This is a genomic window from Mesorhizobium ventifaucium (genome assembly GCF_935822925.1).
Lineage (GTDB): Bacteria > Pseudomonadota > Alphaproteobacteria > Rhizobiales > Rhizobiaceae > Mesorhizobium > Mesorhizobium ventifaucium.
In genome coordinates, this window is sequence record NZ_CAKXZS010000001.1 from 237,145 (window position 1) to 248,899 (window position 11,755).

The following is an 11,755-nucleotide window of genomic DNA, read 5'->3' on the forward strand; positions in this document are numbered from 1 at the left end:
TGTAGATCTGATGAGCAGCTTCCTTGCCCGACGCTTTGCCTATTCGTTGGTGACACTCTTCGTTCTAACCCTGCTCGTGTTCTTTCTCGGGCAGGTTCTGCCCGGCAACGTCGGTCGAGCTATCCTTGGTCCTTTTGCCGATCAGAAAGCGGTAGAAGTACTTAATCACCAGCTTGGCGTCGATCGACCGCTCCTCGTCCAATATGGGGCGTGGATTGGGCGTTTCCTTCAAGGCGACATGGGGCAGTCCTACATATATCGTGCCCCTGTCGCTGACTTCGTAATTCCTGCGCTCGGCCATTCGCTGAAGCTAGCGGCGGTGGCCTTCCTTGTCGTCGTGCCGCTCGGGATCGCTGGTGGGGTAGTGGCCGCGCTTAATATTAACCGCCCAACTGACCGCATAATCAGTCTCGGCGGTCTGTCAGCGGCCGCTATACCGGAGTTCGTTAGCGGAATTGTGATGGTCCTGATCTTTGGCGTTTGGCTGCGCTGGCTGCCGATTTCAGCCGCATGGCCGGATGGCGCCGGAGCATTAACGCAGCTTTATTATCTAATCTTGCCTGCGATGCCGCTCGTGTTTGTGCTGTTTGGCTATATCGCCCGAATGACACGTGCGGGCATGATCGAGGCGCTCGACTCTGATTATACCCGCACTGCCGTCCTGAAGGGCCTGCCTTGGCGCCAGGTCATTTGGCGGCACGTGCTTAGAAACGCGCTGCTACCGACGATTACCGTCGTCGCCAGCCAGACCGGCTACCTAATTGGCGGCCTTCTAGTGGTAGAGACGTTATTCCGTTACCAGGGGCTCGGGTCGCTGATCTACAACGCAGCCAAGGGCAAAGATTTCCCGATGCTGGAAGCCAGCGTACTAATCATCGGACTCACCTATGCCGTGGCGACATTAATTGCTGATCTGCTTTACTCTTGGCTTAACCCGCGGATTCGGATGGACGGCGGCCAATGACCTATGTTGCCATTCCTGCAACCCGGAACCGGCGCCACGAGTTTTTTGCAACGCTGTTGCGGTCCGGCTCCTTTCTGGCCGGAGTGCCCATCGTGGTTTTCTGGGTCTTTTGTAGCGTGTTCGGTCCTCACATTGTGCCTTACGATCCGCTAGCCGAGGACGTCCTGAACGCACTTGGTCCACCTTCATCAGTACACTGGTTCGGGACGGACCAACTCGGCCGCGACATTTTTTCCCGGGTGCTCGTCGGCTCACGCGACATCCTGATCGTCGCACCTCTCGCGACGATCATGGCGACGGCCGTCGGCACGGTACTCGGGCTTATTACCGGATACTTCCGAGGCATTCTTGACGACGTTATCTCTCGTCTAATAGAGGCGACGATGGCAATTCCGGGGGTGATTGTGTCCCTTCTTGCAATCGTGGCGCTAGGCACGTCCGAGGGCACTGTCATCATCGTCATCGGACTGTCCTTCGGACCAGTCATTGGTCGCACTGTCCGATCGGCGGTACTGGCCGAGCGGGAGCTCGACTATGTCGCTGCCGCTACACTCCGACGAGAAAATTCAACGCATATCATGTTCATCGAAATTCTTCCCAATATACTGCCGCCCATCCTTGTCGAATCCACAGTGCGTCTCGGCTATGCGATCTTCGCCGTCGCCGCCCTGAGCTTTCTCGGCTTCGGACTGCAGCCTCCCTCGCCCGATTGGGCGCTGTCGGTTTCGGCTAATTACTCGATGATCAGCGGCGGTTTCTGGTGGACGGTGCTGTTCGACGCAGTGGCCATCGCTAGTCTCGTGGTCGGAGTAAATTTGACGGCCGACGGGCTGCACGGGGCACTCGATGACTGAGCCGACGCTGCGCCTGGACCGACTATCGGTTGCCTATCGCGCCGGTGGGCGGAATCGAGCAGTGCTGCGCGACATAAGTTTTGAGATCGCTCGTGGAGAGGCGTACGGACTGGTTGGCGAGTCGGGCTGCGGCAAGTCCACTGTGGCATTGGCAGCTGTACGCTATCTGCCGCGGAACGGCAGCGTCACCAGCGGGGCGGTCAGACTCGACGGGGCCGATGTAATGCGGCTCGGGCCCGAAGCACTAAGGCAGGTGCGGGCAAGAACGATCTCAATGGTCTATCAAGACCCCGGCAAAGCGCTAAACCCTTCACTGAAGGTGGGGCGACAGTTGGTCGAGGCGTTCGAGGTCGTGGGCCTCCACCCAGCCGAGCGCAAGTTTCGTGCGCTCGAGATGCTGAAAAAAGTGCGGATCGCCGATCCCGCTTCTGTGATGCAGCGCTATCCGCATCAGCTTTCAGGGGGGATGCAGCAGCGGGTGGCGATCGCCATGGCGCTGGCAAACGATCCGACGATGCTGATCCTCGACGAGCCTACAACCGGCCTTGATGCCACCGTGGAGGCCGAGGTCCTCGACCTCATCACCGATCTTCGGCGCCAGCTTGGTACGTCAATTCTGTTCATCAGTCACAACCTGGCCGTGGTCGCAAAGATGTGCGACCGCATTGGCGTCCTTTATGCGGGAATGCTGGTAGAGGAGGGGCCGACCTGGGAGATCTTGGGTTCGCCGCGCCATCCGTACACTGTGGCGCTTCTTCGGTGCCTGCCGCGCGGCGGGCAGCGAAAAGGCCACATACCGCTCGACACCATTCCAGGCTTCCTGCCCACGCCCGGCGCGCTGATGCCCGGTTGTCCCTTCGAAGAGCGCTGTGCGCATGCTGACGACCGTTGTCGCACAGAAATTCCCGAGTTGCGCGAAGCTGGCAGTCGGGTCGTGCGTTGTCATTACCCTGATCGGGCGGCAGTCGTTCCGCGCAACACCCCGACCGATGTAGCGTTACCGAAGCCTGCATCAGAGGCCGCGCCGGTACTCCGGGTCAGCAACCTCTCTAAGACTTACGGCCAGGGCAGCCATGCGACCCGTGCAGTCGCCGACGTTTCGCTAAGCCTGCTGCCGGGAGAAACACTAGGACTAGTCGGCGAGTCTGGCTCCGGTAAGACTACGCTAGCGCACATGCTCCTTGGCCTGGTCCGGCCCGATCCTGGCGGGGCCATCGAGCTTGATGGCGAGCTTCTTGCCGCCAGCCTCGGCCAGCGCCGGGATGAAGAGGTGAAGGCGGTGCAGATCATCTTCCAGAACCCCGATTCGGCGCTAAACCGCTCTCATTCGGTCGAGCGCATCATTGGCCGCGCGTTGCGAAGGCTCGGCGGTTTTCGAGGCGCCGACTTGTCGAGCCGTCTCGCCGCGCTCGTGGAGGCAGTCCGGCTGACGCCCCGACATCTGGCGCTTCGGCCGCGCCAGCTTTCCGGTGGGCTCAAGCAGCGCGTGGCCATAGCGCGCAGCTTCGCCGGCGACCCTCGTGTCGTGGTCTGCGACGAGCCTACCTCGGCGCTCGACGTCTCGGTTCAAGCTGCGATCCTAAATCTCCTCGCCGATCTTCAGGCAGAGCGGAACGTCAGTTACGTCTTCATCTCTCACGATCTTGGGGTCGTACGCTATCTATCCGACCGAATTGTCGTTCTATACCTCGGGCGGATCATGGAGATGGGACCGTCAGAGCGCGTATTCGAAGGACCGAACCATCCCTATACCGAGGTGCTTCTTTCCGCGGTCCCTAACCTCGACGGTACCCGGGATATTCGCATTCGACTATCCGGAGAAATTCCCTCCGCGACAACTCCGCCTTCCGGGTGCGTTTTTCAAAACCGATGCCCACGCAAGCTTGGCGCAATCTGCGAGACCTTGGAGCCACCACTGACCGAAGCGGAGCCCGGCCATGTCATCCGTTGCCATATCCGGGCAGAAGACCTCGATCGCCTCCAGCGGCAATATAAAGCCAGCGTCCAAATCGTTGAAGCCCATCTGGACAAATTCGCTCCGCACCAACTCGCCGAGTAAGGATCATAAGGATGAGATTGAGCGAATATAATGATCATGATGCCACCGGTCTCGCCGCTCTGGTGACAAGCGGACAAGTGACGCCTTCGGAGTTGGCGCGGCTAGCTCGTGAGGCTTACGACGAGGTCAATCCTCGCATCAACGCCGTCATCGAGTTCTACGAAGATGCCGAAACCGTGGCTGGAGCCAGCGGGGGGCTTTTCCACGGCGTGCCCTTCCTTCGCAAGGATATTGGGGCCACCGAAGCCGGCCGCCTCCAAGAAAATGGGAGCCGTCTGTTCAAAGGCTGCTGCGCTGGCACTGACAGCTACTTTTTTCGACGCGCTCGGCAGAGCGGGCTCCGGACGATAGGAAGAACGGCAATACCGGAGTTCGCAATGTCAGTCATGAGTGAGTCCGTTCTCCATGGCATCACTGGCAATCCGTGGGATTTGAATCGCTCCGCAGGTGGCTCGTCAGCCGGGGCAGCAGCGGCGGTGGCCGCGGGCATCACTCCTATTGCACATGGCAACGATGGCGGCGGGTCAATTCGCATCCCGGCCGCATGGTGCGGTCTTGTCGGGCTGAACCCGTCCCGCGGACGTATTTCCGGCGGTCCACACGAGCAGGATGCAGATTTTGGCCTGCCGCGCGAGTTTGTTTTATGTCGGACTGTGCGGGACATGGCCACCGCACTCGACGTCTTTTCTGGTCACTATCCAGGCGATCCATTTGTCATCGTCCAGCCGAACCGTTCCTATGTGGAGGAACTTTCACAACCCACCGGCACGCTGAGAGTGGGGTTGGCAAGGACGAAGTGGGGCGCGATCGATCTTGAGCCGGAAGTCCTGAACGCGGTCCAGTCGACGGCCTCCCTTCTCGAGGAAATGGGCCACATCGTCACCGATGTCGAGCCGCCGTATGAGTCCATCGAGTACAAGCGAATAATGCTCGCCCGGTCACGTTTCAGCGCAAGTTCACTTGAAGACGCGGCGCGGGCCATGGGACGCCAGATCAACGCGGACACCGTGGAGCCCATCAATCTCAAGTTTTTTGAATATGGCCGAAAATCGCAGGGCCGTCCGGGAGACGTAGAAGAGGTCTTGCGGAGAATCCGGCGCCGGGTGGGTGACGCGATCCATTCCTTTGACATCCTGCTGACCCCGACGATGGCAACGGTGGCCCTACCGCACGGCGGTATCAACAGTACGACCAACCCGGCGCTGTCCGCGGAAGAATTCAAGGAAGCGGATGCCGCGCTTCTCCAGTACACTGGCGTATTCAATGTCACCGGACAACCTTCTGTGTCCCTGCCGTTGGCACAAAGCGCGGATGGCCTGCCGATCGGGATTCAGATCGTCAGCCGCTTTGGCGATGAGGCCACGCTGGTCCGTATCGCACGCGATCTCGAGGAAGCTAGACCTTGGAGCCACCGGCGCCCAAAGACTTGGACAGGGGACAAATGACAATCGCGCCGAACAGGACGGGGGCTGACTACCGTCTTGTTCCCTTCCCGGAACCGCTTTTCGAGGTCGATCTCGAAAAAGATATCCGCGTAGCCATGCGTGACGGCGTCGGTCTCTACGCGGATATCTACCGTCCGAGTAAGGCCGGGGAGCAACTGCCCACCATTTTGATCCGCACGCAGTACGACAAGGCACCCTATCGTGCCCCGGCTTCGGAGACGAAAAGCGGTCTCGCATACATGTTCGCCGGCCAAGGCTTCGCGGTCGTGGTGCAGGATATCCGCGGCCGCTTCAGTTCGGAGGGCACCTTCCATCCGGCCGAAAGCGATGCGGATGACGGCTACGATACGGTCTCGTGGGTCGCTTCGCAGCCCTGGTCCAACGGTAAGGTCGGTGGGTACGGCTGCTCTGCGCTCGGCATTAACCAGGTGATGATGTCGCAGCGGCGGCCGGCGGCGCTGAAGGCGCTATTGCCGCAGGGACCCGGCGGAGCCTTGCGTTGGCGGAAATTCAGCGTCCTGGTTTCGGGCGTGCCCGAAATCGGCTGGGCCTTCCAGTGGTTCGTCCACAATACCAACAAGGGCTCGCAGCCCGCTCCAGACGTCGATCTCTACGAGGCACTGAAAGCCCTGCCACTTGCGGACGCGGCGGATCGTGTTGGGAGCCCTTGCACCGATTGGCGCGACTGGATTACACATGAGACCGGTGACCCATGGTGGGACAAATTTCCGTTCTTTGACGAGAACTCGCGCCCTGACGTACCGGCTCTGTTCGTCAATTCGTGGTACGACACGGACGTCGGCGAGACGGCAAAATTGTTCAACATGTTCAAGGAGCAGTCGACCTCGGAGAAGTCGCGGCGCAATCAGTTTATCATCATCTCTCCAACCGCTCATTGTCAAAGCGAACAGGCCTGCACGCCGCATATTGTGGGCGAGCGCGACGTTGGCGACATTCGGCGGGATTATTGGTCGATTTATCTGAGCTGGTTTAACCACTGGCTGCGCGATGAGGATACCAACGGCGACTTCAAGATGCCGCACGTGCAGTACTATTTGATGGGTGCGAACCGCTGGAAATCAGCAGATAGCTGGCCGCTGCCGGGGACGCTTTTTGTGCCCTTTTACCTCGCCAGCGGAGGTAATGCAAATACGAGAAAAGGTGACGGCAAACTGTCCACGACGATGGCGTCGGGGCCTGCCGACAATTATCACCACGACCCCCTCGATCCCGTGCTCAGCCTTGAGAACTTTGAAGTTCCTCCGGCACCGGGCCGCCGTGTCGAACTCCGGTCCCCCGGCAACGCTGCAGACCAGCGCCAAGTGGACCTGCGGCAGGACCGCTTGGTGTACACGTCAGAGCCGCTTCGCTCAGGTCTGGAGGTCACAGGACCGCTAAAGGCCGTGCTTTACGTTTCCTCCTCGGCAAGCGATACCGACTTCGTCGTGCAACTGAGCGATGTCTACCCCGATGGCCCCGTCTATAATCTCAGAACCGGCATCGCCCGAGCCCGCTATCGGGAAGGCTACAACGAGCCGAGGCTGATGATGCCGGGCAAAATCTATCTCATTGAGGTGGACATGCAGGCGACGGGCAACTGGTTCAGGCCTGGTCACCGGATCCGCGTGCAAGTCTCGAGCAGCAGCTTCCCGCACTTCGCGCGCAACCTGAACACAGGCGGCAACAATGCCACCGAAACCACAACCGTCGTGGCCAAGAACACTATCTATCACGATCGCGAGCATCCCTCTCACATCCTCCTGCCGGTGGTGCAATGAGCCGAACCTCGTCTAACTGATCGTGGCCCTTACAATCCTCACGCTTGTCTCAGCGATCTGGATCGACACCCGCCCCTGTGCTCCCTTTCCAGCCATTCTTCAATGGCTGTTCTCCATCGGATGCTTGGGCTCGGCGTCAGGGGTCGTGAACCGGTATTTTCATCTTGTCGGGTACACCTCCCAAGGACATGATTGGTTCTCTGGGCGACTCGCTCCGGCGATTACCCCATGTGGATGCCCAGCCTTCTACGACGGCATCGCAATGTGCCAAGTTTTTGGCGTTAGCGCCACGCAAAGGAGAGGCAGGCAACCCGTGGAAACGGTTACCATTCCCACATACTGGGCCCGTCAGATGGCTCGGCTTGGCCATGAGCCAAGACTGATTGCCCCCGCCTATGTCAAACCGTTCGTCAAGCGGCAGAAGAACAACGTCGCAGATGCGGAGGCGATCGTCGAAGCAGCGCAACGACCGACAATGCGCTTTGTCGAACCGAAGACCAAGGAGCAGCAGTCCCGGGCTATCGTGTTTCGCACTAGAGAGCAGTTCGTGATCAGAGAACCGAATTGGTGAATGCGTTGCGCGCGCACCTCTATGAGTTCGGTTATGTTGCTCCCCAAGGCATCGGCCACCTGCCACGTCTGGCAGAGATCGTCGAGGACGAGAGCGCAGAACTGCCGGATCTAGTCCGTGACATCTGCAGCGCTCTCATTGACCAGATCGAACAGCAGCCGGCTCGCGGCATTGAAGAAGAGGATAGACACGCTGTCCAAGCAAGCTGCAACATCTCGGCGCTTGTAAACCATGCCCGGTGTCGCCCCTATCGCTGCCCTTGCCCTGAAATCTTTGCGCCGATGGAGGCACTTCAAGTGCGGTCGTGATTTCGCCGCCTGGCTCGGGCTGGTCCCTCGGCAGAAGTCGAGCGGCGGCAAGCAACGACCAGGGAAGGTATCGAAGATGGGCCAGCGCGATATTCGGCGGTTGCTCATCATCGGAGCCATGGCCGTGGTTCGATGGGCATCTTGGAGGCGCGCGCCCGACGGCTCCTGGCTCGTCCGCTTGATGTTGAAGAAACCGCGCATGCTGGGTATCCATCCAGCGGGGGGACGCGGACGGACCCATTTGTCGCGATGGATGGCGATGAGGTTTTGAAGGCTATTGATGCCGAATTCGGAGAAGGCCATGACACCGTCTTCGTGGTCTGGCCCGTAGACCCAGATCAGACCGTCCTCGGGTTCCATTCCGATGGCGATTTCGGCGAGCCAGTCTTCATCATCACCGAGTTCCTGGGCGACGAGTGCGATGGTTCGCACGGAATGGGTTTTGAATGTGCATTGTCAGGCCGCGATTGCGGCGGGCTTGCGCCAGTTCCACGGCAGCAACTCGTCGAGGGGGTTGGCGGGGTACTCTGCAACGCGTGCAAGCACATCGGCCACGCCAGTTACAGCGACACGGCCGACTACCTCACGGGCTCGGCGGAGCTCCTCGCTATCGCGGCTGAGCGTGCAGCCCTCGATGGAGGCGCAGCATGAGCGAACACCTGCTCCTGGCGCCGCTCCTGGAGTCCTATTTCCGCCGGCGCCTGACGAAGCAGCGCAATGCGACTCCCGCGACCGTGTCCAGCTATCGCGACGCCTTGCGCATGCTGATCCTCTTTGCCGCCGACCGGTTGCGTAAGAAGCCGGCGGCGTTGGCGCTCGAAGATCTCGATCGAGACCTCGTTCTCGCTTTTCTCGACGAACTCGAGGAGAAGCGGAACAATTGCGTCGCCACGCGCAACGCCCGCTTGGCCGCGATCCGATCTTTTTTCCACCACGTCGCTGCCGCCGACCCGGCGTCCTTCGGTGTGGCCCAACGCGTGCTGTCGATTCCCATTAAACGGGCGCACATCGAGGTAACGCACCATCTCACCAAGGCCGAAGTGGATACCCTCATCGCGGCGCCTGATCCAAAGACGCCTCGTGGTCGGCGCGACCGAGCCTTTCTGCTCTTCCTGGCACGGACCGGCGCCCGGGACTCGGAAGCCACCGGCGTCAACGCAAACGACCTTCAGTTGGAGCGCTCTCACCCGCAAGTGCTGCTGCGCGGCAAGGGGCGCAGAGACCGCGTCGTGCCCATTCCTAAGGACCTGGCGCGAGCGCTGACGACCTTGTTGGGCGAGCGCGGGATCACCCATCACGAGCCGCGACCGATATTCGTCGGCGCCCGCAACGAGCGCCTGACTCGCTTCGGAGCGACCCATATCGTGCGGCGTGCGGCGGCCGAGGCCGTGCCTATCAGGCCAGCCTTGGCCGACAAGCCCATATCACCGCACATCTTCCGACACTCCCTCGCCATCAAGCTTCTCCAGTCCGGCGTGGACCTTTTGACGATCCAAGCCTAGCTCGGGCACGCACAGATCGCCACGACCCACCGCTATGCCGCAGCGGATGTCGAGATTATGCGCAATAGACTCGAGAAGGCGGGCGTCACCGGCGATCACGGCGTGCATTTCCGACCAAATGACTCCGTTCTGCAACTGCTGACCTCCATCTGAATATGATGTGGCGGAGGCAAGGTGGGTTTTGGCCCGGCCCGAAATGAGTCAGGGCGGCTCCGCCAAATAATCTCGCCCGACGCATAAGTGGGGATTGCGCTTCAGGTGCTGCTGCACCCGCCGACGTTCGGGGCCTGTGAGCAACGTGATCTAACCCATCAATCGCTCCTAAGTGCGCTCATAAGAGCAGCTTAAGATCAGTCGTTCATCACTCAGACAAGGCGCGACACGCCGGATGGATACGTTTTCAATGAAGTTGTGATGAGGGCAGAGGGGGGCGGGGCGGCGGTCCGAAGCCGGCGATAAGCGGGCTCTGCCCACCGCCGATTATCAAACCGCTACAACAGGTCCTTCAACCAATTTTGCAGAATCTTTGCAATGGCAGATCCCTGAGAAATGATACCTTCACCGCAACGTCTGAGTAGCCACGAAAGAAAGCTAAAGCCTTTTGCGCTCGGACTAACCCACAGCACGCAAAGGAGGTTGCCCAATGACAAGAAAAGCGCTCATCCTGATTGAAGGCACCAGGTTCAATGGTCCGCTTTACGTCAAAGCAGCCCAACGTCTTGGCCTTCATCCAATTACTTTGTCGGCTGATCCAGGGCGTTACGACTATCATGCGCCGGAGATGATTGAAGCGATCCGTATTGATACAGACAGCCTTGATGCTCTCATCCAAGTGTGTTCCCGGATGCAGGCGACCTATGAGATTGGTGGCATTACGGCCGCTGAGGAGGAGGTCTATGCGACAGTTGGCAAGCTGTGCCGGCACTTCGATCTACCTGGACCGAACCCTGAATCTATCGAGCAATGTTGCGACAAATTCGTTCAACGTCAGCTCCTCGCGAGAGGCGGCGTTCCAATACCTGCTTATCGCTTGGCAGCGAATGAAAAGGAGGTGGAAAGCGCTGCTGCGGAAATTGGGCTGCCGGTGATTCTCAAGCCAGCCGTAGGTAGCGGGAGCAGCGGTGTCCGGTTGTGCCGCAATGTCGATGAGTTAACCGAACATACAAGCTATCTGCTGGGCGGGAAGCACGGTTGGCGGTCTTCGCGGAGGATACTGGTCGAAGAATTCGCAAATGGCCCGTATTATAGCGCCGACATAATGGGAAATGAGGTCATTGGGATTGCCGCCGCTGACTTCGACCGCCCACCGCATTTCGTCTTTCGTGAGTGCATCTATCCTGCCCCGCTGTTTGCTGACGAGCAAATGCGTATCATCGATATTTCACTGAGCTGTTTGCGAACTCTCGACCTTGGCTGGGGGCCTACGAACATTGAATTCCGGTGGACAGAGCGTGGCCCAGTCGTCATTGAGGTCAATCCGCGTCTTGCGGGTGGAACCATTCCTCAACTGTGTCAGTTGGCTTACGGTGTCGATCTCGTGAGCGAACACGTCAAGCTTGTTATCGGCGAAAAATGCGATTTGGGCAGGAGGCGTTCGCATGTTGCAGGCGCGCGGAAACTGATTGCCGATCGCGATGGCATCCTCGATTGGATCGATGGCGACAGGGCGACTGCCATATCGGGTGTTGTCGAGGTGAAATTTTATGTTGAACCCAACACTCCTATCGTCAGGGCGGGCGACTACCGGGACTGTCTAGGGCAGGTCATCGCCAGTTCACCTAGCCGTGCTCTGACAGAGACCAAGCTTCAGCGTGCCGTCGACTCAATCAGTTGGTCGATCAGACCATTTCCCGCGCTTGGCGAAAAGAAGCGATTACCGGCTGCTCACGTTCCCGGGCCAGGGAGGTGACATAGGTGAAAGGTGGACGTTCGCCGATGATCGAACCCTCTGGTACGCGGTTGGCTAGATCGGCGGGATAGCTTATCCGTCTCCGGAGCGGAACACGACTGCAAGTCGTCAGGCTGGCCCTACCACGAATTGCAAGTGCCACGCATAGACGAAATGGACTGAGGGGATTGGTTGTTAAGCAGCAGCTGCCCGCGAATCGAGAAGCTGACCTCACTCCCTATTGCCGCGCCAGGTCCTGACTTGGCCGCTTTATTCATCCAATCGCCGTCGAGGATGATCCGCTCCGCCGTGTCCCCGCGCCGCGCCGGTCTTAGCCAGTTGCAATATGCGCGACCTTGTGCGCGCCCGCGAGGCAGGTGTGAAAG

At 59.5% G+C, this 11,755-nt stretch carries 10 protein-coding genes; all 10 read left to right on the plus strand.

Annotation, left to right across the window (positions count from 1 at the left end):
- The first annotated feature begins 10 nt into the window (after positions 1 to 10).
- The 10 genes from NMG70_RS01095 to NMG70_RS01135 all read left to right on the plus strand — a co-directional run bounded on the left by NMG70_RS01095 (position 11) and on the right by NMG70_RS01135 (position 11,390).
- Entirely contained in the window at positions 11 to 964 is a 954-nt protein-coding gene (locus NMG70_RS01095) for an ABC transporter permease (RefSeq protein WP_254022810.1), read from the plus strand.
- Complete coding sequence (locus NMG70_RS01100; RefSeq protein WP_254022811.1) at positions 961 to 1,818, plus strand: ABC transporter permease; 858 nt, start codon at positions 961 to 963, stop codon at positions 1,816 to 1,818. The genes NMG70_RS01095 and NMG70_RS01100 overlap by 4 nt, the downstream gene beginning before the upstream one ends.
- On the plus strand, positions 1,811 to 3,877 hold the full coding sequence (locus tag NMG70_RS01105; protein WP_254022812.1) for an ABC transporter ATP-binding protein: 2,067 nt from the start codon (positions 1,811 to 1,813) through the stop codon (positions 3,875 to 3,877). Before NMG70_RS01100 ends, NMG70_RS01105 begins: the two co-directional genes overlap by 8 nt.
- Positions 3,878 to 3,888: 11 nt before the next feature.
- Positions 3,889 to 5,322, plus strand: a complete 1,434-nt coding sequence (locus NMG70_RS01110) for an amidase (RefSeq protein WP_254022813.1) — start codon at positions 3,889 to 3,891, stop codon at positions 5,320 to 5,322.
- A complete protein-coding gene (locus NMG70_RS01115; protein ID WP_254022814.1) occupies positions 5,319 to 7,100 on the plus strand; it encodes a CocE/NonD family hydrolase in 1,782 nt (593 codons plus the stop codon). Before NMG70_RS01110 ends, NMG70_RS01115 begins: the two co-directional genes overlap by 4 nt.
- 313 nt (positions 7,101 to 7,413) lie before the next feature.
- Complete coding sequence (locus NMG70_RS01120; RefSeq protein ID WP_254022815.1) at positions 7,414 to 7,671, plus strand: hypothetical protein; 258 nt, start codon at positions 7,414 to 7,416, stop codon at positions 7,669 to 7,671.
- Positions 7,672 to 7,902: 231 nt separating this feature from the next.
- On the plus strand, positions 7,903 to 8,250 hold the full coding sequence (locus tag NMG70_RS01125; RefSeq protein ID WP_254022816.1) for a transposase: 348 nt from the start codon (positions 7,903 to 7,905) through the stop codon (positions 8,248 to 8,250).
- Complete coding sequence (locus NMG70_RS33155) at positions 8,229 to 8,630, plus strand: hypothetical protein (protein WP_436798324.1); 402 nt, start codon at positions 8,229 to 8,231, stop codon at positions 8,628 to 8,630. Before NMG70_RS01125 ends, NMG70_RS33155 begins: the two co-directional genes overlap by 22 nt.
- Positions 8,627 to 9,481, plus strand: a complete 855-nt coding sequence (locus tag NMG70_RS01130; RefSeq protein WP_254022817.1) for a tyrosine-type recombinase/integrase — start codon at positions 8,627 to 8,629, stop codon at positions 9,479 to 9,481. Before NMG70_RS33155 ends, NMG70_RS01130 begins: the two co-directional genes overlap by 4 nt.
- Positions 9,482 to 10,124: 643 nt before the next feature.
- The gene (locus NMG70_RS01135) at positions 10,125 to 11,390 is read left to right on the plus strand and encodes an ATP-grasp domain-containing protein (protein ID WP_254022818.1); all 1,266 of its coding nucleotides are present in this window, start codon (positions 10,125 to 10,127) and stop codon (positions 11,388 to 11,390) included.
- Positions 11,391 to 11,755 lie beyond the last annotated feature (365 nt).